The sequence below is a fragment of the bacterium genome (assembly GCA_030019025.1).
GTDB lineage: Bacteria > Hydrothermota > Hydrothermia > UBA1063 > UBA1063 > UBA1063.
Genome location: JASEFR010000003.1, coordinates 10,837 through 27,638 on the forward strand (window position 1 = coordinate 10,837; position 16,802 = coordinate 27,638).

The window sequence follows — 16,802 nt, forward strand, 5'->3', positions numbered from 1 at the left end:
CAGGAGATTAAAACGAATACTGAGTCATCGGTATCTTTGGCGTTTTCCCACATTGTAGAAACCAGCCAGAAGTTTCTATTGGCAAAACTTTCCTTTATCGGACTTGTGATTAATAGAAGAAAAAGGAAAAGCGACATCATTATAATTTTAACGGCTTTGCGTTGATTTTACAATTAAAAAAGAGTAAAATTATAAACTCCTGCGAGGAGTTGGCTATGATAGATGATTTTAATTTGAGAGAAATTGAGAAGAAATGGCAGAAGTTCTGGGAAGAGAAGAATTTGTACAAAACGAAAGAAGTTCCTTCCAGGAAATATTACGTATTGGAGATGTTCCCTTATACCTCTGGTGATCTTCACATGGGACACCTGAAGAATTACGTTATCGGCGATGTGGTTAGCAGAGTGAAGATGATGGAGGGCTTCGATATATTACATCCCATTGGGTGGGATGCCTTCGGATTACCTGCTGAAAATGCTGCTATTAAACATGGAATAAACCCGAAGACCTGGACTTATAATAACATTGAAAATTTCAGGAAAACCTTTAAAATGCTCGGTATCTCTTATGACTGGGATAAAGAGCTCGCAACTTGTGATCCAGAATATTATAAGTGGACTCAATGGCTTTTCCTACTTCTTTATAGAAAGGGTTTGGCTTACAGGAAAAATGAGTTCGTGAACTGGTGCCCCAATTGTAAAACAGTTTTGGCCAATGAACAAGTGGTAGATGGGAAGTGTGAGAGGTGTAAAACTCCGGTGGTTAAGAAACAATTGGAACAATGGTTCTTTAAGATAACGGAGTACGCAGAAAGGCTCCTTGATGATCTTGAACTTCTCAGGGGTAAGTGGCCTGAGAATGTTATAAAGCAGCAGGAAAACTGGATAGGTAGATCGTATGGTACGAGGATAGTCTTTAAATATGAAAAAGATGGAACAGATATACCGGTGTTTACAACGAGAGCGGACACGCTTTTTGGTGTAACCTTTATAACCGTTGCCCCTGAGCATGATCTTGTTAAGAAGTTTATTGAAGATTCCCCCTACGCAAAAATGATTGAGGAATATGTTGAAAATGCTGTACAAAAGAGTGATGTTGAAAGGGAATTCGGCGCCAAAGAAAAGAGTGGAGTATTCACAGGCCTTTACGCAATACATCCTTTTACCAAGGAAAGGATCCCTATTTGGGTGGGGGATTATGTACTTGCCCACTACGGAACGGGTGTGGTGATGGGTGTTCCTGCACATGATCAAAGGGACTTTGAGTTTGCGAAGAAGAATAACCTTCCAATAAAGGTTGTAATAAGGCCTGTGGACGGTGAGCTTGACGCTCATACCATGGATCATGCTTTTGAAGACTATGGAATAATGGTTAATAGTGATAAGTTTTCTGGGCTAACATCAGAGGAAGGGATAAGAGCTATCCAGGTGGAACTCGAAAAATTGGGCCTTGGTGGAAAGGCAGTCTCCTACAGGCTTAAGGATTGGCTCATTTCAAGGCAAAGGTATTGGGGGGCGCCAATACCTGTTATTCATTGTCCTCATTGTGGTATTGTACCTGTACCAGAAGAGAATTTACCCGTTTTGCTCCCAGAAAATATCAAAGATTTTAGGCCTAAGGGTAGGTCTCCCCTTGAAGATGTAGAAGAATGGATAAATACGAGATGTCCCGTTTGTGGAGCTGATGCCAAAAGGGACCCCGATACGATGGATACTTTTGTTGATTCCAGCTGGTATTTCTTGCGCTACATAGATGCCAAAAATTCAAGAGCTATATTTGATCCTAATAAGGTGAATAGATGGATGCCGGTTGATCAGTACATTGGAGGAGTCGAACATGCAACAAAACACTTAATCTATGCAAGATTTATTCAAAAGGTTCTTTATGATGAAGGACTTGTGAACCAGAAGGAACCTTTTGCAAGCCTGTTTGCTCAGGGACTTGTACACAAGAGCTTTAATTACTGTAAGTACTGTGGTGAGGTAGTTAAAGATGAGGAGGTTTTAGAGGGCATTCATGTTAAGTGTGGAAATAAAATTGAAGTCCTGACTGAGATGATGTCCAAGTCTCGAGGAAATATCGTTCCTGTTGCACCTTTTGTTGAGGAACACGGCGCTGATGTTGCCAGGATTACTATTCTTTTTGCGGGACCTGCTGAAAAAGATATGGTCTGGTCTGATGCAGGCGTAGAGGGTGCCAAGAGATTTTTGGTTAGGATACTCAGATTTTACAAAGAAAATGGCCACATCGTTAAAGGTCAAAAGATCTCCGTTGACCCTGGAAGTCTTGATGAAAGCGAAATATATCTTTATATTAGGCTTCAACAGACTATAAAGTCTGTAAGGGAAGACTCTTCTCAATTCCATTTCAACACTGCTATCGCAAAGATGATGGAGTTTTTAAATGATTTGCAGGATTTTAAGAGGAAAGATTCTGTTGTCCTCAAAAAGGCGTGTGTAGATTTCGCTTTGCTCCTTGCTCCTTTTGCGCCACATATTGCCGAGGAATTATGGCATATTATGGGCTTTGAAGACACTATTTTTGCTGAAAGGTATCCTGATTATGATGAGAGGTTTTTGCATTTTGAACAGATTGAAATCCCCATACAAATAAACGGGAAAGTACGTGGTAAGGTTACAGTGCCAAAAGGAGCCAGTCAGGAGGAGGTCCTAAACAGGGCCCTTGAAGTGGAAAAAATTAGAGGTTATTTAGGGAATGCTAATATTGAAAAAGTTATCTTTGTTCAGGATAGGTTGTTAAATATTGTAATAAAAATTCGGGGAGGTAAAGCTGATGGTTGAGAAGATTAGAAATGTTACTCTTATAGGACATGGCGGGAGCGGAAAAACCACGTTATGTGAGGCCATATTTTATAAGACAGGCATTATCAATAGGATGGGATCGATTGATCAGGGGAACACCTTGATGGATTATGATGAAGAGGAAATCAAAAGAAAATCCTCCATAAGGTTAGCTGTTGGGTATATTGAACACGATGGTTATCTTATCAATTTGATCGATACGCCCGGTTATCTCGATTTTGCAGGTGAAGTGGTTGCAGGAATTAAGGTTGCGGATAACGCAGTGGTTGTGGTGGATGCTACATCGGGAGTGGAGGTGGGTACAGAAAAATACTTTGAAATGGCAAAGAAAAAAGGGATCCCAATTTTTCTCTTCATAAATAAGATGACCGGACAGGAGATTAATCTCGATGGGCTCTGGGAAGAATTGAAAAATATTTTTGGGCACCATGTAACTCCTTTTCAGATACCTCTTGGAAAAGGTGCCAGTTTCAAGGGCGTTTTCGATTTGGTAGCGGGAGATGTGAATTCCCTTCCTTCTGATGTGAGAGAGTATGCAGTAAAGGAGAGGGAAAGGTTTAGAGAGAATATAATTGAGACTTCAGAAGATTTGCTTGAGAAATATATGGCTGGTGAGGAAATTACTGACGCGGAGTTGATGCCAGTTTTGAAAAAGTCTATTTTGAATCAGGAGATAATTCCGGTATTTTATGGCGATGCTAAAGAGGCTATTGGGATAATAGAGCTCCTTAATGGTATTACTTCTTTCGGTGCTTCACCCCTTGATGCAAAACCAGAAGTTGGAAAACTTGGTGGGAGTGATGTTGAAATTAAGGCTGATCCTGACGGTAAGGCTGTTGCTTTTGTGTTTAAGACCTTCCAAGAGGCTCACTTAGGTGAAGTGAGTATCATTAAAGTCCTTTCAGGGAAAATTGAATCGGGTAAAGAATATCTTAATTCGAGAACGCAGAGAACGGAAAAAGTTAACCAGATGTATATGATAAGGGGAGCGGACAGAAAAGAGGTTCCTTCTTTGACTACAGGTATGATTGGTGCTCTTGTTAAATTGAAAGATACGAAGACAAACGACACATTGAGTGATAAAGATTTTCCGATAGAAGTGGAAAAGATAGTATTTCCCGAACCGCTTGTTTCGATTGCCATTATCCCTGAAAGTAGGGAAGACCAGGATAAAGTTTCGGATGGGTTGAATAGATTAAAAAATGAAGACCCCACTATAGATTTTAGGTATGATCCTGAACTTAAGCAGACCTTGCTTTGGGGGTTAGGCGAAATTCACCTGGATGTTGTCATATCAAGGTTGAAAGAAAAGTATGGAGTCAACGTAAGAACGGAAAAGCCTAAGATACCTTATAGAGAAAGTATAAGAAAAACAGCCGAGGGATTTGGAAAGTATGTGAAACAGACGGGTGGCCATGGACAGTATGGTATATGTAATATAAGGATTGAACCGCTTCCACGAGGTGGAGGTTATGAGTTTGTGAACCAGATATTTGGTGGAGCTATTCCAAATAACTTTATTCCTGCTGTCGAGACTGGCGTTAAAAAGGCAATGGAAGCAGGAGTGCTTGCAGGTGCAAAAGTCGTTGATGTGAGAGTAGTTCTCTACGATGGTAAGTATCACCCTGTGGATTCTTCTAACTTGGCCTTTGAAATTGCTGGTTCTCTTGCCTTTAAGGATGCACAGGCTAAGGCAGATCCCTATTTGCTTGAGCCTATTTACGAACTTGAAGTTACTGTTCCCGAAGAATTTATGGGTGATGTGATAGGCGACATTAATGCAAGAAGAGGAAAAATTCAGGGTATGGATTCTCAGGGCAGATACCAGGTTATACGAGCCCTTGTCCCTCTTGCAGAGCTTTATAAGTATTCTTCAACTTTACGCTCCATTACAAAAGGTAGGGGTACATATACTATGAGGTTTTCTCACTATGATGAAGTCCCAGCGGAAATTGCCAAGAAGATAATAGAAGAGGCAAAGAAAGAGAAGAAGGAAGAATAGATTACTTATAACTCAGAATGTAATAAGTATTGAAACTCCTAAAATCCAATCTGAGATTGCAGAAAGCATCGACCATTGAACCTCTAACACCAAGGGGTTCAATGGTCCTTTTTGTTTTCGGTGAAGTAGGTGATTTGTAAACTATTTCAACATAACGGTTTTGCCTGCCAAGGAGAAAGATTTCCCTCGCAACAGGGTTTAGTTTAATATTGAAGTACCCTCTTTCATGAAGCTCTTTTAGTGTCTTAAACCCGTGAATTCGGAAATGTTCTAATAACTTTATCCAGATTTTCAGGGTAGTCTCTGCATCGGGCAGTGCTCTATGAAGGATGGTGGTTGAGATATCCAGTTCTTTTGATACAAAGTAGAGGGATTTCTCCCTTGGTGTTCCCAAAATTTTTGTAGCAACTCCTTGTACATCAATAACGTAATTGTAAAGGGGATTTTCCCCCTGAAGCCTCAGTTCTTTATTGAGGAGCGAAAGATCTAAAGAGAGGATGTTGAAACCGATTAGGATTGAATCTCCGATGAATTCAACTATTTTTTCCTTAAATTTTCTAAACTCAGGGGCGTTCTGGAATTCTTCTTTAGTGATACCATGAACACTTATCGAGTGCTGTGTAGGTTCTATGCCAGGGTTAAATAGCGTTTCGAAATATTGTTTTTTCCCATTGTACTCCCATTTCACTAAAGCAATTTCCAGAATTCGGTCTTCTTTAATTTTTAAACCAGTAGCTTCAATATCTAACGCTACAAAGGAACATTTTTCAAATGGGAACTCGTTTTTCAGATTTTTTTCAAAAATCACTTTGTATTCTCCTTTAAAATTTTCAAAAGTTCTACATTGTAATTAACAATTTCCTGGTCTGTGGCCCCGTGGTCTCTTGCTATATTGAGAAATTTAATGGCATTTGTGGTATCCTTTTCCCTTATGTAAAGATCTGAGACCATAAGACAGAAGTCTTTTTTAAACGGAAAATCTTTACTTGCGAAGTAGTTTACCAGTGAATTAAAGGTTGATACTTTACCTTCATTTTTCAGAGCTTTAAGAAGAAGTTCTACAATGCGATAAGAAGTATATTCTCTGATTTCTTCCGGCATTATTTCTGTTCCCAGCATCTCAACTTCGTTGTATTTATTTAATAAAAAATAGATTTCCATTATTTCAACTTGCGCCTGGTTGTAGTAGTTACCTTGCTTGACCAAGCCAAAGAATTTTAACGCATCATCATACAACCTTAGTCTTTTATAAAGTCTTCCAAGAGTTAAATGTACGTAATCTTCAAGCTCGGGATTTTTTATGAGTAGGTTCTTTAATATGGTCGAGTCCTCTAAGGAAGCTACGGGACTGCCAAAATACAGGCTGATTGCCTCCAGGGTTTTGGGATTTTTGAGGAACTTATCAATCATAAATAACAGTATTTCTCTTGCATTTTCTTTTTCTTCCGAGTAAATGTAGTTGAACAAAAGATCATAGGAAAGCTGAGGAATAAAAGGGCTTTCAGGGTATTTATTTAAGTAATTTTGGTAGACTTCCCTAAGGCTTTTGTAATCTCCTCTTTTATATTTCAACAATTCAATGTGGTAGTAAATTTCGTAGATTTTTGGCTTTTGAGTCACATATTGTAGCATTGTTTGATATGTACTGATTGCCTTGGAATACTCTTTTTGAGATTCGTAGATATTTGCTTTGATTTTAAGTAGCTTTAACCTTAATTCTTCCTGAATGTCTTGTTTCTTGAGGACTTCATCAATAATTTCGAGGGCATCGTCGTATTCAAGAATTTGGTAGTAAGCAGTGGCAAGATTGTAAGATGCATCATAATATAAATGGGAATTTCCCCTTACTTTTTGGAGAAATTGAATCGCTTTTTTATAATGCGCAAATTTCAAATAAGTTAATCCGAGCAAATAGTTGCAAGAATCCTTGGTAATGGGGTCCTGTGTTAAGTTGAAAGCGGAGACAAGATGCTGGGTAATCCTTTTTAGAGTGCTTCCTTTGTAATAAAGAGCTTTCCCTTTGATCCAAAACTATTCACCTTTGAGTGAAGGATATTTAGAAAAGAATTGAAAAGTATCGATGGTGTTTAAGATTTGAAGGCATCTGGACCATTGATTTTCTTGGCCCAAATCCTCTGCAAATAAGAATGATACGTAGTCCTCAAGTGGGTTACCTTTATTGGCAATAAGCCATTCATTATAGTAGCTCAGAGGGACTCTCCTTCCTGATTTTCTTAGCGAAAAAAAATAGAGTACTTGGAAGTAGGGTAGTGAGGGCTCATTTAAATCTATATTTAAGTGTTCAAGAAAAAAAGCAACAGAATCCCAAAGTTGTCGTCGGGCAAAGGAGAGGATGGTAAGCTCTTTCCAATTCAGATTCTTGCTAAGGGATTCCGCCTCGCAATATCTTCCCAGTTTGAACAGGGCGAAAGCTTTAACGTATTGGGCTTCTGGCAAATGGCATCTTTCAGTGACAGAGATTGCACTGTCCAGTTGATTCAAATTGAACATTGTTAAACTTACAATAAAATATAGGGTGTCATCTAAGGGAATTTCATCCTTCAATTCTAAGATTTGGTTTAGCTTTTTTAAGTTATAGAGGTAAATGAAGTAATCGATGTAGAAAGTTACTGAATCAGAATAGTTTGAGGCTTTTAAAAATTCCTGCAGTGCGTTGTAAGCGTCTTTTGCATTTCCTGAATACTTGTAAATTCTGTAAAGATACAGCAGGGCTTTTTTTCTCGTTTTTAAATTTCTTGAGCTTTTGAGTAGCTTTTTTGCAAAGTATTCTGCTGAGTCGGTAATTCCGGCCATAAGATATTTTTCAATTTTTGAATCCAAGGTTGTTCTCTCAAGAATATTCTCAAAAGATGGAATAAAAAAGTGGAGAGAAAGAAAGAGTAAAAGCATTCTACTTTCTGAGTGATTTAAAAAATGTCTGTATCAAGTTTTTGGCTTTTTCTTGTAATTCAGGATCTTCGAATTTCCGCACTTCAAAACGATGGTTGAATTTAAAAAGCTCATTCACGTTCAGCTGGCTTTGTAGTGCTCCAAATTTAGGATCTTCAACAAGGTATACCACCTTATCAATTCTTGAGAGTATGAGAGCCCCTGTACACATCAGACAGGGTTCCAGGGTAACGTACATTGTGCATCCGGTTAGTCTCCAGTTTTTAAGCTTATCTCCTGCTGATCCCATGGCAATGATTTCGGCGTGCGCTGTAGGATCGTTTAAGCTTTCAACACGGTTGTGCCCCTTTGCAATAATTTCACCGTCTTTTACTATAACACACCCTACTGGCACTTCGCCTTCTTTAAAGGCCTTTTCAGCCTCTCGGATTGCTTCTTCAAAATAATACTTCTCTTCATTAATCATTATAGAAATTTCAAAATGCGCCCGGAGGGACTTGAACCCCCAGCCTACGGATTCGTAGTCCGCCGCTCTATCCTGTTGAGCTACGGGCGCATCGTTTTAATTTTAAAATCAGAAGATCGAATATTCAATGGGTGGGAATTGTATTAACCAGAACTTATAGAAACCTTGACTGCATTAAAAAGTAATCTTATAATTAAAATATGTTGAACCTACAGGATGTTAAAAAAGGTTTATTTAAGGCAATTCAGAAAAAGAATTTCCACGAGGCAATGGAATATTATAACATTGCCGTGAATCAACAGTCCGATGATCCTTCGTTACGGCTCATTGGTGCAGATATCTATCTAAATATTGGCATGAAACAGCTTGCTATTGGTGAACTTCGGCAGGCATTCAACCTTTTCATGGAAAGTGGAAAAAAATCGCAGGCAGTATCGGTTGCCGAAAAGATACGCACCCTTTCACCTTCTGATACAGAAATACTTGAGATCCTCGGACGGCTTTACAAAGAATTAAATAGAGAGGAGAAAGCGGCTTTTTATTATGGTGAATATATCAACCATCTCATCAAGATGGGTAAAGTTAATGATGCGAAGAAGTTTTTGATGCGAGTGAAGAACGAGGGGCTGGAAAAATACCTTTTAGGTAAGTATCAGTTTTTACTTTCTGATACACAGGTTCAGAACATTTTAGCAGAAATATCCAAGGAACCAAACTATCCAGCTTTTTTTGCATTAATGAGGAAGGAAATTGCAAGGTCCGAGAGGTACCAGAGGGAATTTTCCATAATATTGATTGAATTTGACAAAATTCTTGTTCAGGATAAAAAGGCCCAAATTCTTGAAATTTTCAAGAAAATGCTAAGAGAGTCGGATATGTATTCCATTGGATACCGGTGGGTTTTCGTTATTTTACCTGAAACCAACAAGTATGGACTGGAAGCGGTGCTTAATAGACTTAAAGATAGTATAGATAAGATGTTTACTTCCAAGCGTTATTATGTGGCTAATTATCCTGAAGATGGTAAAGATGTGAAAGAACTTATAATTAGTGCTCTTAAATATAGGGTTTTAACTTGATTCTTAAAATAGTATTGAGTAAAGTACCAAGTTTACCCCAAATCTAATAGCTTCCTCTCTCAAGGAATCAGGATCGTTATATTTGTCAGTCCATCCGTCAGAAATGTTTGAGTTGAAAGTGTAAAGCAATGAAAGTCTTCCTCCTACGAAAAGGCCTAAAGCAACCGGTCTTCCTTCAAAATGTTCGTGAATTTTTGGTACCCCTCTCGGAAATTTGTAGTAAAGGTTATATATGGGATGGTGTATCGGAACTTCTTTCAGTTCATAATCTGGAAACCATTTTTTGAATTCTTTTCTGAAATATTCGTCCATCCCGTAATCATCGTCAATATAAACAAACCCGCCGTTAAAAACGTATTTCCGTAAATTTTCAATTTCGACCATGCTTAATGAAATGTTGCCGTGTCCAGTTATAAAGAGAAAAGGATACTGAAAAATTCTATCATCTTCAAGAGTTAATACCACTTCTGCTGGTTTGGCCTTCGCCGACGGCACTCTCTTTATAAGTTCAATACACAGATTTGGTAAGATTTCTGGGTCGTTGTACCAATCACCCCCACCATTATATTTAATTCTCACAGGCTGAAAGACAAAACTTAAAAGTGTTACTAACAGCAAAATCATCGCCTATCTGCTTTTTCTTCGATAGAAGTTATAAGTTTTTCAATGAGTTTTCGGTCTTCCAGGATCTTATAAAGTTTTTCATAGTCCTTTACGGTGAAGAAAGCCTTTACAAGCGGTTCAAAAAAAACCATTGCCTGACTTGCAAAAAAAGAAAGAGGCTTTATTGATTCAAGAGTAACCACTGCTATAACAGAAAGGTTCAGGTTTACTATTTTTTCAGAGAATTTATCAATAAACTCTTCAATCTCTTTTTCTTCAAAACTTGGTGTCTCTGAAGGTTTTAACTCTTCATTCAACATAGACTTTTCCCTTGAATTTTACAGCCTTTAATGCAGGATCAGATTCTAATCCTGATGAACGAATTGTCTTGTTTTCTTTGTAAAGGAAAGACTCTGAAGGGCTATAAATTAAGTTTAGCTTTTGATTCCAAATTAGAATATTTGAAATAAGCGAATCCCCGCTGGTGCTTGTCAATTTAACTTTTCCTCTTGCTTCCATGAATCCAGAGTTTTCGACAATAGTTCCAGTGTCCCCCACCATTGTCGCAGTGATTTCACCTTTATCAAAAAAATTCACCTTGAATTTTATAAGGTGAATCGTGTCGCCAGAATAAGTGGCCTTTTCTGAAAACACCTCAATTCTTTTTGCCTCGTATTCTTTTATTTGAAGATGGATGTTGTATGTCTCCTGGGGAGGTGTATTGTCTCGTTCCTCAAGAGATTTTTCTCTCTCCTTTTCACAGGAGAACAGAATCGCGATTGAAAAAAGAATTAAAGGTGTTGCTTTTATCTTCATATTACTTTAGCCCTCATCAAGTCGTGTAAGTGGATTATTCCAATTGGTTTATTCAAATCATCAACGACAATTAATGCGGTAATTCCATAATGTTCCATTTTTGAGGCAGCAGTAGCGGCAAGTTCGTCTTTTTTAATGGTTTTGGGGTTTGTTGTCATGACTTCTTTTGCTTTGAGATTAAATATATCTTGAGTTTTTTCCAGAAGTCTTCTGAGGTCTCCATCCGTTATAACACCTATGAGGACTCCATCATCGTCCACTACACTGGTTATTCCACGTTTTTGAGTCATTTCAAGGATGACTTCTTTCATCGGTGAATCTTTGTGAACGATAGGGACATGCTGTGGACCAGTAAGCATCATATCTTCTACTTTAAGCCAGTATTTTTTTCCAATGGTTCCTCCAGGATGAAGTGTGGCAAGTTGTTCCAGTTTAAGACCTTTTAATTCAGCAAGAATTATTGCTATCGCGTCTCCAAGAGCCATCATTGCAGTTGTTGACGTTGTGGGGACTATGTTGTATGGACATGCTTCCTTTTCCACTTTTACTAGTATGATGATGTCTGATTGTCGTGCCAAATCGGAATTTGGGTTGGATGTCATTCCAATTACAGGGATGTTTATTCTTTTTACATATGGCAAAATTATGCTAAATTCTTCCGATTGCCCACTCTTTGATATTGCCAGGAATATATCATCCTTTTGGATCATTCCCAATTCTCCATGTAAAGACTCAGAGGGATGTAAGAAGACGGAAGGAATTCCTACTCCATTAAGAGTTGAGGAGATTTTTCTTCCCACAATTCCAGATTTGCCGACTCCGGAGACGACTATTCTACCTTTGCACTGAAGGAGAAGAATTAAAGCACGGTAGAAATTCTCATCAAGTGAATCTCTAAGAGATTTTAAACCTTCAAGTTCGATATCAATTATTTCTTGAGCCCTTTTAAGTATTTTTTCTTTCATAAGGGTATTCTAACTATGCTTTTGTAAACTGGTCCAGAAGGTGTTAAAGTACTTTGAAAAACGGTTAAATGGGTGATTTCGAATTCCTTAGAGGTGTATTTCAGCCAGTCCTTATCTAAGGCGGTCGATGATTTTAATCTCCCAATAGTTACATGGGGAATGTACTCTTTTTCTCTTTCACCGATTTTAAGAGTTTTTGCGACCTCCTCCAGAGAGCCCCACACTTTTTTTAATTTATCTACTTCACCCTGAACACCTAACCACATTACCCTTGGATGGCGGAAGTTCGGGAAGCAGCCAAAATTTGTAATTAAGATTCTAATCTTTTCGCCCTTTTTAAATTTTTTTTCGAGTCTTGAAAGAAGTTCCTGAAGTTGTTTTTCCGTTATTTCCCCAAGAAATTTGCACGTTATATGTAAGTTTTCTTTCTCAACCCACTTCACATTACTTAACAGGGCGCTTTTCTCGTTTATAATTTTGTAGATTTCGCCCTTTATACTTTCAGGTAGGTCAAATGCAGTAAATACTCTCATATATGCCTCTACGGAGGGGGTGGGATTTGAACCCACGATCCCCTGTTAAGGGGATACACGATTTCGAATCGTGCGCCTTCAGCCGCTCGGCCACCCCTCCATCAGTTAAATAAATATGAAGCCATATTTAAGTTTAATCAATTAAACTTTGCAGTGATTGGTGCTTTTATAAACGAGATTGGCACTATAATATTAAGAATGAGATGAAAAAGAGGTTGGTTTTTGTTTTCTTGCTAAATTTACTTATCTCTCTTTCTGAAGTAATTGGTAGTATTTTTTCTGGTAGTTATTCTCTACTTTCGGATGCGTTGCATAATTTTCAGGATTCTCTGTCACAACTTTTTTCTTTAATTGCGTTAATTCTGAGCGAAAAGGGAAGAACCAAGAAATTCACTTTTGGTTTTGCAAGATTTGAGATTCTTGCCGCTCTTATTAATGCCACGGTCGTATCTCTTTTAGCTCTTTTAATGATTGTTGGCGGTTTAAAAAGAGTTTTTAAGCCCCAAGAGATTAAACTTACCGTTCTAATTCCAGTTAGTATGATTGGATTGGTTGCGAATGCGCTCTCTTTGACATTACTTCATACTCATTCCAAGAAAAGCTTAAACATAAAGTCCACTTATCTTCATTTATTGGGCGATGCCCTTTCCTCAATTGGAGTAATAGTTGGTGGATTATTAATGCTCTTATTTAAAATATTCTGGATTGATGGAATAATAGCGGTCCTTATTGGAACGTTTATTCTTAAAGAAGGTGTTCAAGTAATAGTTGAGTCGCTGAGGATCTTCCTTCAGGCAGCACCTTTCACTGTGAATGAGAGTGAAATTTTTGATTTGTTAAAAGATATTCCGGGGGTAAAAGGAATTCACCACATTCATATCTGGAGTTTAAAAGACGGGAGAATTCATTTTGAGGCCCATTTAGAAGTGGATGATATGTATATATCACAATCAAAGGAGATTATAGAAAAGGTGAACCTCCGTCTGCGCGACAGGTTAAAAATCAGCCATTCCACATTGCAACTTGAAAGTGCAGACTGTATGAATAGAACATGTTAGAGGTTTGTTTCTTTTCGGTGTTTGACTTTTCACTGTGTAATATATACAATTTAACGGGTACAATTTAAACAGTATGAAGATAGCTCATACCTCTGATCTTCACATCGATTCACAACATCAAGAAAGATGGGACGCTCTTCAAATTGTTCTGGAAAAAGCGGGGCAGGAAAAAGTAGACTATCTTGTTATTGCGGGAGATCTCTTTGATGATGTTGAAGCTGCAAGCGAATATATTACTAAACTGAGAAGGTACTTTTCAGGTTTAGGCTTTAAAGTGATAATGATTGCAGGTAATCACGACTACAAATCCTTTGAAGATGAAAGGGATTTGGGTGACGATGTTATAGTTCTCTCCCGAAAAAACCCACTTTTCAAAGATGCTTCAAACGGGGTTTCCTTCTTCACTGTTCCGTATTTACAGGGTGTGGGAAATGAATATTTTTATGAACAGTTGGCTTATATTTCCAAGAATTTAGAAAGCACTGTTTTCAACATTTTAGTTTATCATGGAGATCTTGATGAAGTTGTGAAAAAGGTGAGATACAGAAGGGAGGTTACAGGTGGTGAAGTGGAATCTGCCTTTTCCTTGTCTGTGAGAGTTTTGCAAAAGTTTCCCATGGTTCAACTTGTACTATCAGGCCATTATCACACCTATGGAGATCCGATCCCTATTGATGAAACTGGACGTTTTGTGGTTTATTCTGGCGCACCCGTTTCAATTACACGAGGCGACTTGGGACCAAGATATTTGGTGGTTTACGATGTAAACCGTGAAAGCAAAAGCGTTTCTGTAAGTAAGCTTCCCCTTGGTACTCTTTACTTCGAGAAGCTTGAAATACATTTGAGTCCGACGAGCGTAGAATCTATTGAGAATGTCGTTTTTTCAGGGATTCAGAATTCTCTCAAAGGGGACTCTGGCAAAATCTTGCTATTGCAGTTGAAAGGATATATTAATAGCCAAGAGCAGGGTATAAATGAGGTAAAGTTAAAAGATATTGTGAGAAGATATTGTGAAGAGAAATGGAAAGGGAGAGTCGTCCTACAAGAGGACTGGTTTGGAGTTCTGGACGTTGCCTTTCTTGTGGACAAACCTTTTAGTCGTAGTATTCTTGAGCAGATCGAACGTTTGGACTTACAGGAAGAGGACAAAAGAATCTTAAAGGAATGGTTTGTTTCAGCTCTCAGCAAGGTTTATTCACAGAAGGTTAAAATATGAAGATTAGACGAATTGAAATAAAAAATTTTGGACCGCTCAGTTTAAAAAATCCCATTGAGCCTGGGGATTTTACGCTTATATGGGGACTTAATGAGAAGGGTAAGACTCTGGTTATAGAGGCTCTACTTAATAACCTGCCAATGGATGTAACTGAAAGAGGATTTGACAAGAAAGTTTTGAGAATTTTGGATAAGGAGGGAGTTTCTGTCGAAATTGAAGACGAAGGAAGGACATACAGTAAATCCCTGAACAGATTTTTAGATTTAAAACTAACAAAGAGTGATATTTATAATCTGTTTTTTGTATTGAACAGTTCCCTCATTTACACAAAGGACGAGGAAGTTTTCAGATCCGCTCTTGACAGGTTGAGCAGTACCTACATTGATATTCTTCAGAGTGTGAAGAAAAAGCTTTTGGAAACTAATAAGTTAACAGAAACCCTCAGTTTAAAGAATACGCGGGATGAAGATTACCTTGCAGATCGTTACGAAAAAGCAAAGGAAACTTTAACGAAAATAGAAAGCCTTTTCAAAGAGATAGAAGAGAAGAGTTACGCTGAGCTGGAATACAAGGCAGGGGAGTTAAAGCGTGAACTCGAGAATATTATGAATATTGAAGAAAATTTAAAAAGAAAAAAGGCTGAGAAGATATTGGGAAGAACGGAAGAACTTATGAATCTCTATTTTGACTACAAAGCGCGGGCTGAGGCGTTCAAAAGCTATACAGAGGAAGCTTTGGAAAATTTAAGGAACCTTTACAAAGAACTTGAAAATGTTAATAGAGAGATAGAGGTAGTTAAGGAGAAAGATCTAAAGTCTTTTGAAGAAAAAATTTTGGAACTTTCTCAAAAACTTGTTAATTTCGGCAAAGTTAAAAGTGAAATTCAAAGAATTGAGTTGACGGAGAAGCTTTTGGAGGAAAAGATAGTCAAGTACAGGATAATGTTACCTGACTATGAAAAGAACTTGAAGAAGAAAAAGTTAATGATTGTATTATTCAGTATTTCAGTACTTCTTTTTGTGGGTTTTTTAGGGAGTGCTACAGTTCTCAAAAATAACCTTTTATTTGGGGTGTCGTTATTGTTTTTTGTTATTACCTCTGCCTTTCTCTATCTATATTCAAAATCACTTAACTTTGTAAAAGATTTTACCCTTTTAAAGTCCGAAATTTTTGATAGGGCAAGGAGTGTGGGATTTAAGTCAAATGAGGTTGACGAGCTGTTAGATGAACTGGAAAAGATCAAGCAGGAATTGATTGAAAAGGAGAAAGAATTGGAGGGTTTCAGACGAGAAAAAGAGACACTGGAAACTTTGAAGAGGAGTAAAGAAGATGAGCTCAAAAATTTGGAAGGAAAAAGAAACGAAATTAGAGCCAGAATTGAGGTTGAAAGTGAAAAGTATGAAGTTAAGAATTTATCTGAATTTGAGGAAAAAGTGAAGGAGAGAAGAGATTATGAGAATAGAATGCGGGAATTTTTTAAAGAACTGGAGGGACTTTGGCACACTGAAATCGGTTCTTATAATGATGAAAATGACTTCTTTGTCAAGCTTCAGGAAGAGTTGAGAAAGCTGAGAGTCCGTAGTAGTGGAGAAGGAGAAGAGTACCATCACGAACTGCAAGATCTTGAGGCAATTGAAGAAAAAAGAAAGAAGCTGGCACAACTTAAAGAGGAAGTTGACAAAAGACTTCTCAATTTACGGGATAATTTTGCAAAGATTGAAAGTGAGGTACAGCAAATCATTAAGAGCTCAGTACCTGTAAAGACGATAAGTGACCTTATAGATTGCAAGAAAATTCTTGAGAATTTTATATATGAATTGGAAAAAAGAATGAGGCTTAGTAAGGTTTTGGTTGATATTTTGGATAAAGAAATTGAGGGGAGCAAAAACAGATTTAATGATCTATTTAGCGACTTAACGCAAACATCCGAATTTTTTGAACGAATAACTGGTGGAAGATATAAAGTTATACTATACGATCAGGAGAAGAGGACTATAAAAGTTGAGGATAAAAAGGGGAATGTCATAGAAATCTCTAAACTTTCAGGTGGTACAATTGATCAGTTATTTTTTGCCATAAGGCTTGGCCTCGGAATTAAAGTTTTAGAGGGGAGAAAAGGATTTTTTGTTTTTGACGACCCGTTCATTAAAAGTGACTCCGAAAGGCTGAAAAGGGAATTGGATCTGCTTGTGGAAATTTCAAAAGACGGGTGGCAGATTTTGTATTTCAGTTGTAAGGATGAGGTTAAAGATTATTTACTAAGAAATTATGCAGATTATGTAAAATTTGTGGATCTTAATGAAAATTCAAGTCTTGCACACGAAATTTGAAA

Annotated in this window: 15 protein-coding genes and 2 tRNA genes; 6 read left to right on the forward strand and 11 right to left on the reverse strand. The window is 37.7% G+C overall.

The features are described from left to right. The first annotated feature begins 215 nt into the window (after positions 1-215). Positions 216-2,801, forward strand: a complete 2,586-nt coding sequence (gene leuS, locus QMD82_01235; GenBank protein MDI6850549.1) for a leucine--tRNA ligase — start codon at positions 216-218, stop codon at positions 2,799-2,801. Then, entirely contained in the window at positions 2,794-4,824 is a 2,031-nt protein-coding gene (gene fusA, locus QMD82_01240) for an elongation factor G (GenBank protein MDI6850550.1), read from the forward strand. Before leuS ends, fusA begins: the two co-directional genes overlap by 8 nt. A 1-nt stretch (position 4,825) precedes the next feature. On the opposite strand, the gene QMD82_01245 is transcribed toward fusA, so the two are convergent. The 5 genes from QMD82_01245 to QMD82_01265 form a co-directional block, all read right to left on the reverse strand. After that, positions 4,826-5,632, reverse strand: coding sequence for an exonuclease domain-containing protein (locus QMD82_01245; GenBank protein MDI6850551.1), 807 nt, complete (start codon positions 5,630-5,632; stop codon positions 4,826-4,828). After that, a complete protein-coding gene (locus QMD82_01250) occupies positions 5,629-6,717 on the reverse strand; it encodes a tetratricopeptide repeat protein (protein MDI6850552.1) in 1,089 nt (362 codons plus the stop codon). Before QMD82_01250 ends, QMD82_01245 begins: the two co-directional genes overlap by 4 nt. Positions 6,718-6,855: 138 nt before the next feature. Beyond that, on the reverse strand, positions 6,856-7,734 hold the full coding sequence (locus tag QMD82_01255) for a hypothetical protein (protein MDI6850553.1): 879 nt from the start codon (positions 7,732-7,734) through the stop codon (positions 6,856-6,858). 1 nt (position 7,735) lies between these two features. Then, positions 7,736-8,200, reverse strand: coding sequence for a nucleoside deaminase (locus QMD82_01260; GenBank protein ID MDI6850554.1), 465 nt, complete (start codon positions 8,198-8,200; stop codon positions 7,736-7,738). A 16-nt stretch (positions 8,201-8,216) separates the two neighbouring features. After that, a tRNA-Arg gene (locus QMD82_01265) sits at positions 8,217-8,290 on the reverse strand. A 110-nt stretch (positions 8,291-8,400) separates the two neighbouring features. Between QMD82_01265 and QMD82_01270 the strand changes: the two genes are divergently transcribed. Further along, entirely contained in the window at positions 8,401-9,279 is an 879-nt protein-coding gene (locus QMD82_01270; GenBank protein MDI6850555.1) for a hypothetical protein, read from the forward strand. 3 nt (positions 9,280-9,282) lie between these two features. Here the strand turns inward: QMD82_01270 and QMD82_01275 are convergent, their stop codons facing one another. The 6 genes from QMD82_01275 to QMD82_01300 all read right to left on the reverse strand — a co-directional run bounded on the left by QMD82_01275 (position 9,283) and on the right by QMD82_01300 (position 12,296). After that, positions 9,283-9,903, reverse strand: coding sequence for a DUF4159 domain-containing protein (locus tag QMD82_01275; protein ID MDI6850556.1), 621 nt, complete (start codon positions 9,901-9,903; stop codon positions 9,283-9,285). Continuing rightward, positions 9,900-10,202 (reverse strand): hypothetical protein, encoded by a 303-nt coding sequence (locus QMD82_01280; GenBank protein MDI6850557.1) that lies wholly within the window; start codon positions 10,200-10,202, stop codon positions 9,900-9,902. Before QMD82_01280 ends, QMD82_01275 begins: the two co-directional genes overlap by 4 nt. Further along, complete coding sequence (lptC, locus tag QMD82_01285) at positions 10,192-10,698, reverse strand: LPS export ABC transporter periplasmic protein LptC (GenBank protein ID MDI6850558.1); 507 nt, start codon at positions 10,696-10,698, stop codon at positions 10,192-10,194. Before lptC ends, QMD82_01280 begins: the two co-directional genes overlap by 11 nt. Continuing rightward, the gene (locus QMD82_01290) at positions 10,695-11,663 is read right to left on the reverse strand and encodes a KpsF/GutQ family sugar-phosphate isomerase (GenBank protein MDI6850559.1); all 969 of its coding nucleotides are present in this window, start codon (positions 11,661-11,663) and stop codon (positions 10,695-10,697) included. Before QMD82_01290 ends, lptC begins: the two co-directional genes overlap by 4 nt. Continuing rightward, positions 11,660-12,196, reverse strand: coding sequence for an RNA 2',3'-cyclic phosphodiesterase (gene thpR / locus QMD82_01295; GenBank protein ID MDI6850560.1), 537 nt, complete (start codon positions 12,194-12,196; stop codon positions 11,660-11,662). The genes QMD82_01290 and thpR overlap by 4 nt, the downstream gene beginning before the upstream one ends. Before the next feature lie 11 nt (positions 12,197-12,207). Beyond that, a tRNA-Ser gene (locus QMD82_01300) sits at positions 12,208-12,296 on the reverse strand. 103 nt (positions 12,297-12,399) lie between these two features. Between QMD82_01300 and QMD82_01305 the strand changes: the two genes are divergently transcribed. From QMD82_01305 to QMD82_01315, 3 genes are all read left to right on the forward strand, one after another. Beyond that, entirely contained in the window at positions 12,400-13,254 is an 855-nt protein-coding gene (locus tag QMD82_01305; GenBank protein ID MDI6850561.1) for a cation diffusion facilitator family transporter, read from the forward strand. Positions 13,255-13,327: 73 nt separating this feature from the next. Continuing rightward, a complete protein-coding gene (locus QMD82_01310; GenBank protein ID MDI6850562.1) occupies positions 13,328-14,470 on the forward strand; it encodes a metallophosphoesterase in 1,143 nt (380 codons plus the stop codon). Continuing rightward, positions 14,467-16,800: a hypothetical protein gene (locus QMD82_01315; GenBank protein MDI6850563.1), complete on the forward strand. Its 2,334-nt coding sequence runs from the start codon at positions 14,467-14,469 to the stop codon at positions 16,798-16,800. The genes QMD82_01310 and QMD82_01315 overlap by 4 nt, the downstream gene beginning before the upstream one ends. The last annotated feature ends 2 nt before the right edge of the window (positions 16,801-16,802 follow it).

Excerpts from the sequence above, each read along its gene's own strand:
- fusA (MDI6850550.1), top strand. The coding sequence starts at position 2,794 with ATGGTTGAGAAGATTAGAAATGTTACTCTTATAGGACATGGCGGGAGC.
- QMD82_01270 (MDI6850555.1), top strand. The coding sequence starts at position 8,401 with ATGTTGAACCTACAGGATGTTAAAAAAGGTTTATTTAAGGCAATTCAG.
- leuS (MDI6850549.1), top strand. The coding sequence starts at position 216 with ATGATAGATGATTTTAATTTGAGAGAAATTGAGAAGAAATGGCAGAAG.
- QMD82_01280 (MDI6850557.1), bottom strand. The coding sequence starts at position 10,202 with ATGTTGAATGAAGAGTTAAAACCTTCAGAGACACCAAGTTTTGAAGAA.
- QMD82_01255 (MDI6850553.1), bottom strand. The coding sequence starts at position 7,734 with ATGCTTTTACTCTTTCTTTCTCTCCACTTTTTTATTCCATCTTTTGAG.
- QMD82_01275 (MDI6850556.1), bottom strand. The coding sequence starts at position 9,903 with ATGATTTTGCTGTTAGTAACACTTTTAAGTTTTGTCTTTCAGCCTGTG.
- lptC (MDI6850558.1), bottom strand. The coding sequence starts at position 10,698 with ATGAAGATAAAAGCAACACCTTTAATTCTTTTTTCAATCGCGATTCTG.
- QMD82_01305 (MDI6850561.1), top strand. The coding sequence starts at position 12,400 with ATGAAAAAGAGGTTGGTTTTTGTTTTCTTGCTAAATTTACTTATCTCT.
- QMD82_01260 (MDI6850554.1), bottom strand. The coding sequence starts at position 8,200 with ATGATTAATGAAGAGAAGTATTATTTTGAAGAAGCAATCCGAGAGGCT.
- QMD82_01290 (MDI6850559.1), bottom strand. The coding sequence starts at position 11,663 with ATGAAAGAAAAAATACTTAAAAGGGCTCAAGAAATAATTGATATCGAA.
- QMD82_01310 (MDI6850562.1), top strand. The coding sequence starts at position 13,328 with ATGAAGATAGCTCATACCTCTGATCTTCACATCGATTCACAACATCAA.
- QMD82_01315 (MDI6850563.1), top strand. The coding sequence starts at position 14,467 with ATGAAGATTAGACGAATTGAAATAAAAAATTTTGGACCGCTCAGTTTA.
- thpR (MDI6850560.1), bottom strand. The coding sequence starts at position 12,196 with ATGAGAGTATTTACTGCATTTGACCTACCTGAAAGTATAAAGGGCGAA.